The sequence below is a fragment of the Vibrio vulnificus NBRC 15645 = ATCC 27562 genome, assembly GCF_002224265.1.
Taxonomy (GTDB): Bacteria; Pseudomonadota; Gammaproteobacteria; order Enterobacterales; family Vibrionaceae; genus Vibrio; species Vibrio vulnificus.
In genome coordinates this window covers 2,370,965-2,387,048 of the sequence record NZ_CP012881.1, presented here as the reverse complement: position 1 = coordinate 2,387,048, position 16,084 = coordinate 2,370,965, and the positions used below count along the sequence as shown (strand labels likewise).

The 16,084-nt window shown below is 46.5% G+C and carries 16 protein-coding genes; 10 read left to right on the top strand and 6 right to left on the bottom strand.

Features of this window, described 5'->3' with window-relative positions:
* Positions 1-32: 32 nt before the first annotated feature.
* Complete coding sequence (locus AOT11_RS11100; RefSeq protein WP_017419539.1) at positions 33-1,103, bottom strand: AI-2E family transporter; 1,071 nt, start codon at positions 1,101-1,103, stop codon at positions 33-35.
* Positions 1,096-1,338 (bottom strand): sulfurtransferase TusA family protein, encoded by a 243-nt coding sequence (locus tag AOT11_RS11095; RefSeq protein WP_017419540.1) that lies wholly within the window; start codon positions 1,336-1,338, stop codon positions 1,096-1,098. Before AOT11_RS11095 ends, AOT11_RS11100 begins: the two co-directional genes overlap by 8 nt.
* Before the next feature lie 185 nt (positions 1,339-1,523).
* Between AOT11_RS11095 and bepA the strand changes: the two genes are divergently transcribed.
* From bepA to AOT11_RS11075, 4 genes are read left to right on the top strand one after another with little or no spacing between them, the layout of a single operon-like run.
* A complete protein-coding gene (bepA, locus tag AOT11_RS11090) occupies positions 1,524-2,978 on the top strand; it encodes a beta-barrel assembly-enhancing protease (RefSeq protein WP_026050190.1) in 1,455 nt (484 codons plus the stop codon).
* A gap of 16 nt (positions 2,979-2,994) precedes the next feature.
* The gene (arsC, locus tag AOT11_RS11085) at positions 2,995-3,345 is read left to right on the top strand and encodes an arsenate reductase (glutaredoxin) (protein WP_026050191.1); all 351 of its coding nucleotides are present in this window, start codon (positions 2,995-2,997) and stop codon (positions 3,343-3,345) included.
* Positions 3,346-3,921, top strand: a complete 576-nt coding sequence (wrbA, locus tag AOT11_RS11080; RefSeq protein WP_017419543.1) for an NAD(P)H:quinone oxidoreductase — start codon at positions 3,346-3,348, stop codon at positions 3,919-3,921.
* Positions 3,922-4,356, top strand: a complete 435-nt coding sequence (locus tag AOT11_RS11075; RefSeq protein WP_011079804.1) for a DUF2069 domain-containing protein — start codon at positions 3,922-3,924, stop codon at positions 4,354-4,356.
* Between the two features lie 118 nt (positions 4,357-4,474).
* Here AOT11_RS11075 and AOT11_RS11070 read toward each other — a convergent pair whose 3' ends face one another.
* Positions 4,475-5,686, bottom strand: a complete 1,212-nt coding sequence (locus AOT11_RS11070; protein WP_017419544.1) for a DUF2066 domain-containing protein — start codon at positions 5,684-5,686, stop codon at positions 4,475-4,477.
* Positions 5,687-5,924: 238 nt separating this feature from the next.
* Here AOT11_RS11070 and AOT11_RS11065 point away from each other — a divergent pair, with 238 nt between their 5' ends.
* Positions 5,925-7,178, top strand: a complete 1,254-nt coding sequence (locus tag AOT11_RS11065) for a uracil-xanthine permease family protein (RefSeq protein ID WP_017419545.1) — start codon at positions 5,925-5,927, stop codon at positions 7,176-7,178.
* A 126-nt stretch (positions 7,179-7,304) separates the two neighbouring features.
* On the opposite strand, the gene upp is transcribed toward AOT11_RS11065, so the two are convergent.
* Positions 7,305-7,931 carry a uracil phosphoribosyltransferase gene (gene upp, locus AOT11_RS11060; RefSeq protein ID WP_011079801.1) on the bottom strand — a complete coding sequence of 209 codons (627 nt, stop codon included), beginning with the start codon at positions 7,929-7,931 and terminating at the stop codon, positions 7,305-7,307.
* Between the two features lie 178 nt (positions 7,932-8,109).
* On the opposite strand from upp, the gene purM reads away from it, so the two are divergent.
* Both purM and purN read left to right on the top strand, forming a co-directional pair.
* Entirely contained in the window at positions 8,110-9,150 is a 1,041-nt protein-coding gene (gene purM / locus AOT11_RS11055) for a phosphoribosylformylglycinamidine cyclo-ligase (RefSeq protein ID WP_011079800.1), read from the top strand.
* Positions 9,151-9,289: 139 nt separating this feature from the next.
* Positions 9,290-9,928 carry a phosphoribosylglycinamide formyltransferase gene (purN, locus tag AOT11_RS11050; RefSeq protein WP_013571283.1) on the top strand — a complete coding sequence of 213 codons (639 nt, stop codon included), beginning with the start codon at positions 9,290-9,292 and terminating at the stop codon, positions 9,926-9,928.
* Positions 9,929-10,014: 86 nt separating this feature from the next.
* Here purN and AOT11_RS11045 read toward each other — a convergent pair whose 3' ends face one another.
* Positions 10,015-10,860 (bottom strand): class II glutamine amidotransferase, encoded by an 846-nt coding sequence (locus tag AOT11_RS11045; RefSeq protein WP_011079798.1) that lies wholly within the window; start codon positions 10,858-10,860, stop codon positions 10,015-10,017.
* A 46-nt stretch (positions 10,861-10,906) separates the two neighbouring features.
* Positions 10,907-11,482, bottom strand: a complete 576-nt coding sequence (gene lpcA, locus AOT11_RS11040; RefSeq protein ID WP_011079797.1) for a D-sedoheptulose 7-phosphate isomerase — start codon at positions 11,480-11,482, stop codon at positions 10,907-10,909.
* 341 nt (positions 11,483-11,823) lie between these two features.
* On the opposite strand from lpcA, the gene fadE reads away from it, so the two are divergent.
* The 3 genes from fadE (at position 11,824) to AOT11_RS11025 (ending at position 16,014) form a co-directional block, all read left to right on the top strand.
* Positions 11,824-14,271: an acyl-CoA dehydrogenase FadE gene (fadE, locus tag AOT11_RS11035; RefSeq protein WP_017419547.1), complete on the top strand. Its 2,448-nt coding sequence runs from the start codon at positions 11,824-11,826 to the stop codon at positions 14,269-14,271.
* 388 nt (positions 14,272-14,659) lie between these two features.
* Entirely contained in the window at positions 14,660-15,337 is a 678-nt protein-coding gene (locus AOT11_RS11030; protein WP_017419549.1) for a hypothetical protein, read from the top strand.
* Complete coding sequence (locus AOT11_RS11025; protein WP_017419550.1) at positions 15,334-16,014, top strand: hypothetical protein; 681 nt, start codon at positions 15,334-15,336, stop codon at positions 16,012-16,014. Before AOT11_RS11030 ends, AOT11_RS11025 begins: the two co-directional genes overlap by 4 nt.
* Positions 16,015-16,084 lie beyond the last annotated feature (70 nt).

Here is a 16,084-nt window from a genome sequence, read left to right as displayed (position 1 = left end):
GTAATAACTGAATGGGGTGAGATAACACAATCTTAGGATGGTTGAGCTTCGTGCTCATCTTGACTTGGCAGTGCTTTCCAAACCGCTTTCACTAAGGTCGCCAACGGGATAGCAAAGAACACGCCCCAAAATCCCCATAGACCACCAAACACCAAAACCGCGACAATGATGGCCACTGGATGCAGGTTCACCGCTTCTGAAAATAGAACCGGAACAAGCACGTTACCATCGAGGGCTTGAATGATGCCATACGCAATAAGCAACGTATAAAATTCGGGTGAGATCCCCCACTGGAACAACGCGACAATCGCGACGGGAACCGTTACCGCCGCTGCACCAATGTATGGAATGAGCACGGAAAGGCCAACCGCCACTGCGAGCAACGCCGAATACCTAAGGTCCAAAATGGCGAAAGTAACATAACTCACCCCACCAACAATCAAGATCTCCAGCACTTTGCCGCGGATGTAGTTGGAGATTTGCTCGTTCATCTCATGCCACACTTTATTGGCTAAGTTGCGATTCTTTGGCAGCAAGCCGCTGGCCATGCGCATCATTTCTTCTTTGTCTTTGAGTAAGAAGAACACCAGCAAAGGCACTAGAATGAGGTATACCGCTAAGGTTGCAATGCTGATCAAAGAAGCCAATGAACCTTTAACGACACTCTCTCCCATTCCCAACACTTTGTTTTTCGCGTTGGTGACAATCGCTTCTACGATTTGTAAGTTGGCCAACTCAGGATAACGTTCAGGCAGCGATGCAATAAACTGCTGCAGCCCGTTGTACATGTTAGGAATGTCATTGATTAAGTTACCCACCTGGGTCCAAATGGTTGGAATCAATCCAAACAGCGCAATCAACATCAATCCAATAAACAGAAGAATCACGGCGATCACGCCAACGGTTCTCGGTACACCAAAGCGACGAAGTTGTGCAACTGGCCATTCCAACAAATAGGCCAAAACAATGGCAACTAACAACGGAGCCAGCAAGTGGCCAAAGAAATAGATCGTCACAAAACCAAATAGCAGGATAGCCACTAAGCTGACGGCATGGGGGTCTGAAAAACGGCGCTTATACCAGCGGTTGATCATTTCAAACATCTTGTGACATTTCCTTATTAAAAGTGATAGTCAGGAGGTAATCTTCCTGTTCCATGGTTGTCTCGACGAAAAACGGACGCGATTGAAGATACTTGACGATATCGCGCATCGAACTGTGGTCGGATAGTTGAATAACTAATTGACTTCCTTCCGATAACTCTGCACTGTGGCGCTTAGCCAAAAGTAATGACATTGGGCAGCGTTGTTGCCTAAGATCGAGTCGCTTACGTTCCATCTTCTCGCCTAAAACTGATGATAGGGGTGATATTGTAAAGTGTTTTTTTACAGGTGCCAGCATTTATCAAAGTTTGATTTGCAGTTTAAGTAAGGGACTGGCATTTTCTTTTGTAACACTTTACGAAACCAATTAGCCAGCAATGGGTCTTAATATTGCAGCTATATGGAGAGTTAATCATTACTATGTTAAACCGCGCGCGTACCATTATTAGTTTATCTGTCGCTTTGACTTTAGCTTTGCCAACACCTGTTTGGGCCAATTCAATTGATTTGCCAGACATTGGGACAGCGGCAGGTGCCACGCTGTCGATCGATCAAGAATTAATCTATGGTGATGCCTACATGCGCATGCTGCGCAGCAGCAAACCCATCGTCAATGACCCTGTCATTAACGAATATATCGATTCTCTCGGCCACCGCTTGGTTGCCAATGCCAACGATGTAAAAACGCCCTTTCATTTCTTCATGATCCGTGACCGAAACATCAACGCATTTGCCTTTTTTGGTGGTTACGTCGCCTTACACTCAGGCCTGTTTCTTCATGCTCGAACAGAAAGTGAGTTGGCGTCCGTTGTAGCGCACGAAATTGCCCACGTTACTCAACGACATTTGGCTCGCAGCATGGAAGAGCAAGCAAGACGCTCTCCTGCAACCCTTGCGGCATTAGCAGGCTCACTGTTACTGGCCATCGCCGCGCCAGAAGCGGGTATTGCTGCAATCACAGCGACAACCGCAGGAAATATGCAAAGCCAGATCAACTACACGAGAAGCAATGAAAAAGAAGCCGATCGCTTCGGTATCAATACGCTTGCAAAGGCTGGCTTTGATGTGCAAGCCATGCCCACTTTTTTCTCTCGTTTGGCTGATGAATACCGTTACGCAAGCACGCCGCCACCGATGCTGCTGACGCACCCGCTGCCTGAGGATCGAATTACCGACAGCCGTGCTCGTGCACAGTCGTATCCTCCGCATCGCGTGAATCCATCACTCGACTATCACCTCACTCGAGCTCGAATTGTCGCTCGCTACGCAGGTATTGACTCCGATGCGGCTATGGACTGGTTTGCTCGTACGGAGAAAAAAGCAACGCCAGACCTCAAGCCGGCCTTTGAATATGGCAGAGCGCTGGTGCATTTAGACAAAAAAGAATTAGATCAAGCTGAAACGATTTTGGCCCGATTAATTAAAAATGAGGGTAATAATCCTTTCTATCTTGATGCGCTATCTGATCTCTATATCGAGCAGAAACAGCCAGAGAAAGCGATCGCAATGTTAAAAAGTGCGTTAGAACGCATTCCCAACAACAAGGTTCTAACGATAAACTACGCCAATGCTTTGCTCGAAGCAGATAAAACCGAAGAAGCGATCCGTGTATTGCAACGTTATACGCATGATAATCCAGAAGACACCAATGGATGGCATCTGCTTTCGCGCGCCAATATCGCCATTGGTAACAGTGGTGAAGACCTCGCGTCACGTGCGGAAATTCTGGCGCTGCAAGCCAACTGGAACAAAGCGATCCAATACTATACGCAAGCCAGCCAACTGGCCGAGTTAGGGAGTTTGCAGCAGGCAAGATACGACGCGCGCATTGACCAACTCATGGTCCAACGAGATCGCTTCCTCGCATTACAATAAATACATGGAGAATCCTATGTCAGTCGTGATTTATCACAATCCACGCTGCTCAAAGAGCCGTCAAACCCTCGAACTATTGGAACAAAATGGCGTGACGCCTGAAGTGGTGAAGTACCTTGAAACGCCACTGAATGTAGAACAACTTAAGGCCCTTTACGCTCAATTGGGCTTCTCTTCTGTCCGTGACATGATGCGGACAAAAGAAGACCTGTATAAATCGCTCTCTTTAGGTGATGACAAGGTCTCTGACGAACAACTGTTTAATGCGATGGCAGAAAACCCATCACTTTTTGAACGCCCTGTCGTGGTCGCTAATGGCCAAGCTCGTATTGGTCGCCCACCTGAGCAAGTATTAGAGATTTTGTAATTGTCAGTGACTACTCAGCTGTTGGTGCTGTACTACAGCCGTCACGGAAAAACCAAACTACTTGCTCGCCAAATTGCCCGGGGAATTGAATCCATTCCCCATTGCGAAGCAGCCCTGCGCACCGTTACAGAATTGAACGCCAGCTCACAACAAGCATCAGAGCCTATTGTTACTCTGGATGAGTTGCGTAACTGTGACGGGCTTGCTTTGGGAAGCCCCGTTTGGTTTGGTGCGATGGCAACGCCACTAAAGCACTTTTGGGATCAAACCTCACCGCTGTGGTTGAATGGATCTTTGATTGATAAACCAGCCTGTGTTTTTACTTCATCAAGTAGTATGCACGGGGGTCAAGAAACGACGCTACAGAATATGATGGTCCCACTACTGCATCACGGCATGTTGATTTTGGGTATTCCTTATTCGGAGCCTGATCTGCACCAAACACAATCCGGTGGCACCCCATATGGCGCAAGTAGTGTTGGGCATGAAAGTTCACTCACCACAGAAGAAATTCGCTTGGCGCAACAATTAGGAAAGCGCTTGGCACTGGTTGCCAAAAAGCAAAAGGAGTCGTAGATGTCTGATGTCGACATGAGTCCAAAAACACAGCAGTACCGCTATTTGGCCTTGTTTGGCAATTTATCGCTGTTACTGTGGGTTGTACTTTGGCAATTGGCGTTATCGCCACACCCTCATTTAAGTTCCACTACCCTAGCGATCGCATGGTGTATTCCCCTGCTTTTACCATTACCAGGTATTTTGGCGGGTAAGCCGTACACCCATGCTTGGGCAAACTTTGTATTAATGCTCTATTTTTTACACGCTTTAACGATTTTGTACGTCGATGGCGGCGAGCGTTGGCTGGCTTTGGTGGAGTTGTTGCTCACCACGTTAGGCTTTGCTGGCAATATTCTCTTTGCTAGGGCGCGCGGTCAAGAACTCGGTATGAAGTTGAAAAAGCTATCGCAAGTCGAAAAAGAAGAGAAAGCGAAGTTTGGAAATCAGCCGTAACATCATGGCTTTTGACCCCACTGTCGCAATAAGCATAAAAAACAGCCAACGATCGACGTTGGCTGTTTTTTTTATCTAACGACTAGCAGTATTAGAAACTGATATCACGAGAAGCAACCTAACTTAACCACTCAAACACCATTTGATATTTTGGCTTAGCTGGCGGTTGTTCGACCACCACTGGCGAATTAGTGTTCGCCTCATTCAGTGTTGGCATGATGGGCTCAATGGCGGGTTCACCCACCTCATCACTTTTTGTCAGTGCGTCATTTTTTGTTGGCTGAACTTGCGTCTCAATTGGCTGTGCTGGCACGGCGTTTTCTTCATCTTCTACCAGCAACGGATCATCAAATTTGGTGATTTTGGACAGCTTTGTGGCTTCTTGTTCAAACGCTTCTTGCGAAGCCAGCAAGTGCACACGCAACATCAACTCATTACCTTTGATTTCTAATACATCAAGATTGGCCACTGAGTTCAACGACGTGAGTGTCTTTTCTAACGTAAAGAAATCAATTGCGTTGTTGATGTTTAAAAACTTCACCACGACCGATTCTGAAGACTCACCAAGAACAACGACGGCGCTACGTTTAGCATAAAAATCGGCAACAGCGTTAATCAGTTGTGTCGCTGCATCACCGCCATTGGCACTTCCGGTGACAGGCGCAACATTCGAACGCACGATAGCGCCAGGAGATTGATCGTACAAGTTCCAACGCAGTGAATTACCTTGAGCACGAATCACCAACACGCCATCCACAGGGTAGCGACCGCTGGCTAAACTGATCGGTTTGGCAAAGCCTCCCCACAAGTCCGACACTTCAATACCGGTAATATCGTCAAAGTCACCTACAGGCAACGTCAATGGCAAACCACGATCACGAGCGGCTTGCTTCAATTGGTCAGAAACGCTGCTCGCCGAGTGCTCCCACACGATCTTGCGATCATAGTTTTGCTCTTCCACCAACCAAACCAACAGATTATTGCGGTTTGTTGACCAAAAAGGCAGTTGGGCTTGCGTTAATAGCGAGCGAATTTGCGCATCATTAAAAAGCAACTTCAGGGTCATGACATCCCCTTCTTTGCCATAGCTCAATTGCGAAATATAACGGGCGCTGGATTGAAGTGCCTTTGTCACAACGGGATTATCAACCGAGTCTTGGTAACCGGATGCTCGAACAATAACCTGCTTCATTGCCTGCTGACGAGCTAACTCTTCACCTTTGTCTTTTGTGCTGTCAATCGCGACTTCTGTGCGGTAGATATCCACCTGAGTTAATGCATAAGCGGGCAGCGATAAACACCCGATCATCAATAGAGCTAAATAACGCATATAAGTCCTAAGTTACTTCTTGAGATGTCAGATGATAAGCAACTCTCCCATCATGAGCAAGAAAACAGCAGATTTTTACTGCACTTCTCAGTCAAGTGAATAAAAAGCTCTCAATTCGTTTGATTTACGGACAAACAGCAGCAATCTAGCAAAAAATTGATCAAAAATACTTAGCAAACGTTTGCAAAGTGATAGAATCCCGCGAATTTATCTGCATAGTTATTAATAGGGAGCCTTTATGAAAAATGCTTTACAGGGTGCACAAATGTTATTTGTCGCATTCGGTGCCTTGGTACTTGTACCTTTGCTGACCGGATTGGACCCTAACGTCGCTTTATTTGGTGCAGGTGTCGGCACCTTATTATTCCAATTGATCACCAAACGAAGCGTTCCCATTTTTCTAGCCTCCTCTTTCGCTTTTATTGCTCCAATCATGTTTGGTATTCAAACATGGGGTATTGGCGCAACCATGGGTGGCTTAATGGCAGCAGGTTTGGTTTACGTTGCACTTGGCGCGATGATCAAAGTACGTGGTGTGGGCTTCATTCACAAAATTTTACCACCTGTCGTCGTTGGCCCAGTGATCATGGTTATCGGCCTTGGTCTTGCGCCAACGGCGGTCAACATGGCGGTAGGTAAAACTGGTGATGGTGCGGTTCAACTCATCAATGGTGATGCTGCAATCATCATCTCCGCAGTTTCACTCTTCACGACGATTGCGCTGAGCGTATTTGCAAAAGGCTTCCTAAAGCTGGTTCCTATCGTCGGTGGTATCTTGGCAGGTTACTCGGTTTCACTATTCTACGGAGTGGTAGACTTTACACCGGTGGCTCAAGCCGCTTGGCTGGCCATGCCAAACTTCACCACACCTGAGTTCAACATCAATGCGATTCTATTCATGATCCCTGTTGCAATCGCTCCTGCGGTAGAGCACGTAGGTGACATGTTGGCAATCTCTAACGTCACAGGTAAAAACTACCTGAAAAAACCAGGACTACACCGCACGATTGCTGGTGACGGGGTTGCCACCATTGCTGCATCGATGGTTGGTGCACCACCAAACACAACCTATAGTGAAGTTACTGGCGCAGTGATGCTCACCAAAGCTTACAACCCAGTCATCATGACATGGGCTGCTATCACCGCTATTGTTCTTGCACTCGTCGGTAAATTAGGCGCTACCCTACAAACCATTCCCGTTCCTGTGATGGGCGGTATTATGATTCTTCTCTTTGGTTCGATTGCCACTGTAGGTCTTAATACATTAATCAAGAATCACGTAGATCTGCATAAATCTCGCAACCTTGTGATTGTCGCGGTGACACTGGTGTTTGGTATTGGTGGTATGGCTTTTGGTATTGGCGAGTTCAGCCTACAGGGCGTAAGTCTATGTGGTATCGTGGCGATTATTCTTAACCTTATCCTTCCGCATGACATGGGTGAAAACCACGTAGTGGATAACGCTCAGATGGAAGAAGAAGCACAAAACTAATTGGCAAATGAAGCTTGGTTCGGTGAACCACACCTTGTTTGCCGAACGTAAAGAAATCCGAATAAAAAAATGCCTGGTCAGTGACCAGGCATTTTTTATTAATATGCATTAGACAAATCGGAAGGATTACTTGGTACCGAAAATCTTATCACCAGCATCACCAAGACCAGGGACAATGTAGCCCTTGTCATTCAGTTTCTCATCGATAGCTGCGCAGTACAGTTCAACATCTGGGTGTGCTTTCTCTAGCGCTTCAATACCTTCTGGCGCAGCAACCAACACCAACACTTTGATTTGCTGACAGCCTTTCTCTTTGAGAAGGTCGATCGTCGCGATCATAGAACCGCCTGTTGCAAGCATTGGGTCAACCACCAATGCAATGCGTTCTTCCATGTTAGAAGCCAGCTTGTTGAAGTATGGGATTGGCTCTAATGTTTCTTCATCGCGGTAAATACCAACTACGCTGATACGTGCACTTGGCATGTGTTCAAGTACGCCATCCATCATGCCTAGACCAGCACGTAGGATTGGCACAACCGTTACTTTTTTGCCCTTGATTTGATCCACTTCAACTGGGCCATTCCAACCTTCAATGGTCACTTTTTCCGTTTCAAAATCTGAAGTTGCTTCGTAAGTTAAAAGACTACCAACTTCAGTGGCTAGCTCACGAAAACGCTTAGTGCTGATATCACCTTCTCTCATCAAACCAATTTTGTGTTTTACAAGAGGGTGTTTTACTTCAACAACTTTCATGTCCATCTCCGGCAATATAGATAAAATTTACATAAACTTGCCGATTATAAACGATTTCGTACAGAATTTCTCGTTACATTGCACAACAAAAAAACTTGCGCAAACGTTTGCTCTTTATATTCCAGCCCTGATAGAATAGCGCCGTTTTCATATCCAACTTCAAACCGAGGACTTCCCCGTGAGTGGTAACAACTCTTCTCTTAGCTATAAAGATGCTGGTGTAGATATTGATGCAGGCAACGCCCTGGTTGAGCGTATTAAAGGTTCTGTAAAACGTACACGTCGCCCTGAAGTAATGGGTGGCATTGGTGGTTTTGGTGCTTTATGCGAACTGCCAACAAAGTACAAGCAACCTGTTCTAGTTTCTGGCACTGATGGCGTTGGCACCAAGCTGCGCTTAGCTCTGGATATGAACAAGCACGACACCATTGGTATTGATCTCGTTGCTATGTGTGTAAACGATTTGATCGTACAAGGTGCTGAACCTCTGTTTTTCCTAGATTACTACGCAACGGGCAAGCTGGATGTCGATGTGGCTGCGGATGTTATTTCGGGCATCGCGGAAGGCTGTATTCAAGCAGGTTGTGCTTTGATCGGCGGTGAGACCGCAGAAATGCCGGGCATGTACGAAGGCGAAGACTACGACGTCGCAGGCTTCTGTGTCGGTGTAGTAGAGAAAGAAGACATTATCGACGGTACTAAAGTTGCGGTAGGCGATGCATTGATCGCTGTCGGTTCAAGTGGTCCACACTCAAACGGTTACTCATTAGTGCGTAAAATCCTCGAAGTGTCTGGCGCAGACAAAAATGAGGAGCTTGCAGGCCGCACTATTGGTGAGCACCTACTTGAGCCAACCAAAATTTACATCAAGTCTGCACTCAAAATGATTGAGCAACATGACATTCACGCGATTTCGCACATCACTGGCGGCGGTTTCTGGGAAAACATCCCACGCGTATTGCCAGAAGGTACCAAAGCGGTGATCGATGGAAAGAGCTGGGAATGGCCGGTCATTTTCCAATGGCTGCAAGAAAAAGGAAATGTGGCTACGCGCGAAATGTACCGCACATTCAACTGTGGTGTCGGCTTGATTGTGGCACTGCCTCAAGATCAAGCTGAAGCTGCGGTTGCGCTGCTTCAACAAGAGGGTGAAAAAGCGTGGGTGATTGGTGCGATTGCTCAGGCCGAAGCTGGCGAAGAGCAAGTTGAAATCAACTAAGCTGCAAAACCTAAAATAACTTCAGAATGAGGACGCTATGTCCTCATTCTGCTATTTGGCACACTGAAAACCCTGCAAAAAGCAGGTATTTTCTTGCAAGACAGTGATCTTAAGAACCAGCAGTAAATGGACAGTGGTTATGAAAAAAATCGTGGTACTGATTTCCGGCAGCGGCAGCAACCTGCAAGCCATTCTTGAAGCATGCGAGTGTGATACAAGCCGAGCCAAAGTGTGTGCGGTTTTCTCAAACAAAGCCGACGCTTACGGTCTTGAACGAGCCAAACAGTTTTCGGTACCCGCTCATTACATCGATCCCAAGGCGTTTACCGATAGAGAAAGTTTTGATCGTGAATTGATGAAAGCGATAGACGAATACCAACCCGACATCGTAGTACTGGCTGGTTACATGCGCATTCTGAGTGGTGAATTTGTACGTCACTATTTAGGAAAAATGGTCAATATACATCCTTCCCTCTTGCCTAAATACCCCGGCCTTCATACCCACCAGCGCGCCATCGATGCAGGGGACAGTGAACACGGCACCAGTGTGCATTTTGTCACGGAAGAATTAGATGGGGGCCCAGTGATCTTACAGGCGAAAGTACCTATTTTCGCAGAAGATGACGCACAAAGCCTAGCGGAGCGCGTGTTAACGCAAGAGCACAGCATCTATCCCTTAGTGGTGAAATGGATGGCAGAAGAGCGGCTTGTCATGCAACAAGGTGTTGCCTATCTCGATGGCCAACCACTTGGCAGCGCCGGTTACGCTGCAGAGTAAGGCGATTCATTGTCGCCACTCGACATCGAAAGAAAAAATGGGTTGCTTATCGCAACCCATTTTCAATACAAACTCGCAATACCGTTTTATTCAAGTGGTTCCGTTGGCGCTTGGCAGCTTGGTTTTGCTGCTGCAAACGGGACATCAAGTAATAAATTGGCGTTACTGCTGACTCGCTCGCCAAAGTGAAACAGACCATACTCCCCTGGCTTCATTCTCTGCCAAGTTTCATTACCGGTTAGAGGCTGGGTCGCAATCACAGAGACAACGTCGTTAGGGGTGGTCTCTTCTTGAAAGTTAATCTCAACATCTTCATCCAGCAACGCTGCATTACCAAAAGGTGCTCGACGCGTGATCCAGTAAAGATGGTTGGTACAATACGTCATCACATATTCGCCATCACTGAGCAGCATGTTGAACACCCCTTTTTCTCGCAGGGTTTCACAGCAAGAGGCAAGGTAAGCAAACACCTGTTCCATATCCTGAGGAATATCAGGATAACGCTGTTCCAATTGATTCATCAGCCAGCAAAACGCTTTTTCACTGTCCGTTTGCCCAACTGGACGATGTCGCCCGGTATCCAACGATTGATAGTCAGTGAGTTGGCCATTGTGTGCAAATGTCCAATATCGCCCCCAAAGCTCACGAGTGAATGGGTGGGTATTTTCTAAAGAAACACCACCTCGATTCGCTTGGCGAATATGGCTGATCACCGAACAACTTTTAATCGGATAACTTTGCACCAACTCCGCAATCTTCGATTCACAACTTGGATTTGGGTCTTTGAAGGTTCTAAATCCCTTTCCTTCATAGAAAGTGATTCCCCAACCATCTCTATGTGGTCCGGTTTTACCGCCTCGTTGCATCAAGCCAGTAAAACTAAAACAGATGTCTGTTGGCACATTGGCGCTCATACCGAGCAATTCACACATCGAACAAAACTCCCTGAACAAATCGATACGGGTTGCCCCGATCAGATTACTCCATCTCTTTCTCAATCAATTGGATGATGATATGGATAATTTTAATATGCACTTCTTGAATACGGTCTGCGTAACCAAAGTGTGGTACTCGGATTTCAACATCCGCAAGACCCGCCATTTTACCGCCATCTTTACCCGTCAGAGCGATGGTTTTCATGCCCTTGGCTTTCGCCGCTTCAATCGCTTTCAGAATGTTGCCTGAATTGCCTGACGTTGATAGACCAAACAGCACATCGCCTTTACGACCGACCGCTTCAACGTAGCGAGAAAATACATAGTCATAACCAAAGTCGTTACTGACACAAGAAAGATGACTTGGATCTGAAATCGCAATACCCGCGTAACCAGGGCGATTTTCACGGTAACGGCCCGTTAGTTCTTCGGCAAAATGCATCGCATCACAGTGTGAACCACCGTTACCACAAGACAGTACTTTGCCATCTTGCTTAAAAGATTCGGCAATCATTTTCGCTGCAGCTTCAATTTGCGCAATGTTGTGATCGTCGCTTAGGAATTTATTTAGTACGTCAGCAGCTTCAGTTAACTCATTTCTAATCAGATCTTGGTACATACGATGTTCTCTTTATCTTGGTTTATCACGTTATACGTCGATGTTTGCTGAGCGACAGCCTAGCTAACATAGCAATACGCTGAGTTTACCCATAAACAGGAAATAGTGTCGACACCGAAGCCTCAGTTTTCGCGGATTTGTAAAGCGATTCGCCCAAAGCTGCTTAGGAAATCACCATGGAAATCTCAATTTTAGAATTTTCACTCTACTCAGATCACTTTTTGCCCAGAATTGTGTTTTACATTTCTTTAATATTTTGATTACACTTAAACCAACTGGTTTGACCTCTTACCAAAACACAGACGTATAACACAACGAATTGTCTGAAAAGGAACCTACATATGGACATCTTGCTCTCCCTACTCGCGATGACCTTGATATTGGGCGTGACGCTCTATCATCGAATGTCATTAGTCAAATCCGTCACCTTGTTGACCGCCACGATGCTGCTGTTAACTTTCTCCGGTTACGTCGGCTCAATCGGCTGGCTGAGCTACTTCTTAGCGCTGGCGGTATTCGCTATGCCCTCTGTACGCCAATCGCTCATCAGTGCAAAAGCGCTCGGCTTGTTTAAGCAAGTGCTTCCAGCCATGTCTCAGACGGAAAAAGAAGCGTTGGATGCAGGTACCGTTTGGTGGGAAGCGGAGCTTTTCAAAGGCAAGCCAGAATGGAAAAAGCTACACGCCATTCCAGCACCAAAACTCTCTGCTGAAGAGCAAGCCTTCCTCGATGGTCCGGTAAATGAAGTGTGTGCCATGGTAAGCGATTACCAAGTGACGCATGAGCTGGCCGATCTGCCTCCTGAAGTTTGGCAATATCTCAAAGATCACAAATTCTTCGCCATGATCATTAAGAAGAAATACGGTGGCCTTGAGTTTTCTGCTTATGCGCAATCTTTGGTGCTGCAAAAACTGACTGGTGTCTCTGGTGTTCTTTCTTCGACCGTTGGCGTACCAAACTCTTTGGGTCCTGGTGAGCTTTTGCAACATTACGGTACAGAAGAGCAGAAAAATTACTATCTTCCTCGCCTTGCAGAAGGTAAAGAGATCCCCTGTTTTGCCCTAACCAGCCCTGAAGCGGGTTCGGATGCGGGTTCCATTCCAGATGACGGTGTGGTGTGTAAAGGCGAATGGGAAGGCAAAGAAGTCTTGGGCATGCGCCTAACATGGAACAAGCGCTACATTACCCTTGCCCCTGTTGCAACGGTTTTGGGTCTTGCTTTCAAACTTCGCGATCCTGAAGGCTTACTCGGCGAGCAAGAAGATCTTGGTATTACTTGTGCGCTTATCCCAACAGACATTAAAGGGGTTGAAATCGGCAACCGTCATTTCCCTCTCAATGTACCATTCCAGAACGGCCCAACGCGTGGCCAAAATATTTTCGTACCGATCGACTTCATTATCGGTGGCCAAAAAATGGCAGGCCAAGGCTGGCGCATGCTGGTTGAATGTCTCTCTGTTGGTCGCGGTATTACCCTGCCTTCAAACTCAACCGGTGGTATCAAATCCGCTGCATTGGCAACCGGTGCTTACTCGCGCATTCGTCGCCAATTTAAACAGCCTATCGGCCATCTTGAAGGTGTAGAAGAAGCGTTAGCACGCTTAGGTGGTAACGCGTATGTGATGGACGCAGCGAGCAACCTTACCGTTGCCGGTATCGACCTTGGTGAGAAACCATCGGTCATCTCCGCGATTGTGAAATACCATTGTACTCACCGTGGTCAACGCAGCATCATCGATGCAATGGATATCGTTGGTGGTAAAGGCATTTGCCTTGGTCCCTCTAACTTCCTTGCTCGTGGCTACCAAGGTTCACCCATCGCCGTCACAGTGGAAGGGGCAAACATCCTCACTCGCTCTATGATCATCTATGGTCAAGGCGCCATTCGTTGCCATCCCTATGTACTAAAAGAGATGGACGCCGCCTACTCGGACAAATCGGATGCGGTAGAACAGTTCGATGCAGCCTTGGCTGGCCACGTCAGCTTTACCATGAGCAACCTTGTGCGCAGCATTTGGTTTGGTTTGACCGATGGTTTTGGCTCGAACGCCCCAACGCACGACGCTACCAAACGTTACTACCAGAAGCTCAATCGCTATAGCGCTAACATGGCATTATTGTCAGACATTTCAATGGCCGTGCTAGGTGGCTCATTGAAGCGTCGTGAGCGTCTATCAGCCCGCTTAGGCGATATTCTCAGCCAGCTTTACTTGAGCTCAGCGACCTTAAAACGCTTTGAACAAGATGGTCGCCCTGTAGAAGACCTGCCTTTGGTTCACTGGGGCTTGCAAGACAGCTTGAAGCAAACAGAAGTGGCCATTGATGAGTTTCTGGCTAACTTCCCGAACCCGATTATCGGTAAAGCCTTGCGCGTCTTGATCATGCCATTTGGTCGTGTGCGCAAAGCACCAAGCGACAAAATCGATAGCCAAGTGGCTCGCATACTACAAACCCCAAGCGCGACACGTAGCCGCATTGGTCGCAATCAGTATTTGCAACCAACAGAGCACAACGCAGCAGGCAAGATTGAGCTAGCACTGTCTGTGATTTTGCAAGCAGAACCTGTGTTTGACAAAGTGTGTAAAGCGCAAGGTAAGCGCCGACCATTCTTACGTTTGGATGCCATTGCAGAGGAAGGGCTAGCACAAGGCATTATTTCTCAAGATGAAGCCGATTTGCTCAAAGAAGCGGAGCAACATCGTCTGTACACCATCAATGTTGATGACTTTGAGCCAGAGCATCTGGCGGCAAAAAAGTCTCATACCGATGTGATGGATAACGTTGCTTAGTCACCACAAAAGTATCACAAGTACAACGGGAGCCGAGCTCCCGTTTTTTTATGTATAAAGAATCTCACCATCTTTCAATAAACCTCTTATTCAGCGGCAAAAACACCAAAGTTGCGTTACGTGTTTTAATTAGAAATAAAAACTTAATTATCAGTTACATATATCGTTGCTATCGTTCGCATTCCAATCAAAAACCAATCATATTGCATTGCTACTTCACTGCTTTGGTCTTGATAATCTCGCCATTCAAATCATTGCGTAGGTAGAGCGCATTGAGCAAAAAACCAGCGGCACGTACAACTAACGAATGAACCACCATTTCCTAAATGGTAGTCTTGTACACCAAAAAACCAAAGCCACTGACAGATATCACAGCAAGGAATCTGATATGAGTAATTTTTCTGATTATTATGTGGTGTACCAGCGTGTGGGTGAGCACGCCATGGTGTTAGTCGGGCATAAAAATGATACTCCACGAGCGTTAACGGCTAATCAATTCCAGGAAAACACCAATCGCTGGTTTTACTTTGAAAACGGCTTTAGGGATGAAGACACAAGTCAAGGAATACACCATCAGTTATGTAACTTACATATGTCCGGCAGAAAAATGATGGTAAAACGCGAGCTGTATCTGGCACTGCGTCATATCGAAATCGCCGGAGCGCAATGGCTGAGAGCCGTTATCATCAATGACGATGACACTTACCACGATGACTATCACTACTTAAACTTCTACGAAAATCCGGTTGATGAGGATTACGCATACTACGATTTTGTTGATTTCGATAAGAGCGAATACAAAGCAAAGAAATATGCTGATTACCTGCCCCCACTCTACACCTTCAAAAAAGTCGTTTTATCACCAGAAAAGCTCGCTGCCGTGCCCTTGGAAAAACGCTTAATTTGGAACGACATACACACCACGAACTGCCTTGCTGTGCATAAATCCGTTAAAGAAATCATGGAAAAATACCAACCTCTTGATTGCCGCTTTACCCGAATTGAAGAGTATCAAGAAAATATGGGTACTCGCGCAGAATACGACGCCGATGGGAATCTAATATGAGTCATTTTTCTGATTATTATGTGGTCTACCAGCGTGTGGGTGAGCACGCCATGGTGTTAGTCGGGCATAAAAATGATACTCCACGAGCGTTAACGGCTAATCAATTCCAGGAAGACACCAACCGCTGGTTTTACTTTTTAAATGGCTTTAGGGATGAAGACACAAGTCAAGGGATACACCATCAGCTTTGTAACTTACATATGTCCGGCAGAAACATGATGGTAAAACGCGAGCTATATCTGGCACTGCGCCATATCGATATCACCGGAGCGCAATGGCTGAGAGCCGTTATCATCAATGACGATGACACTTACCACGATGACTATCACTACTTAAACTTCTACGAAAACCCGGTTGATGAGGATTACGTCTATTACGATTTCGTTGACTTTGAGCAGAGCGAGTACGAAAAAGATGTCTTTGCCGACTACCTGCCTCCGCTCTACACCTTCGAGAAAATCGTCTTATCACAAGAAAAACTCGCTGCCGTGCCCTTGGAAAAGCGCTTGATTTGGGATGACTTGCAGTTTACGGATTGCTTAGTCGTACATAAATCCGTTAAAGAAATCATGGAAAAATACCAACCTCTTGATTGTCGCTTTACCCGAATTGAAGAGTATCAAGAAGATATGGGCACTCGCGCTGAATACGACGCCGATGGGAATCTGATATGTTAAAAAGCCATTGCTCAATAATATGCCCATCGAAAAGACACACTGAATAGCAATGGCTTCAGTCAACCTTGGT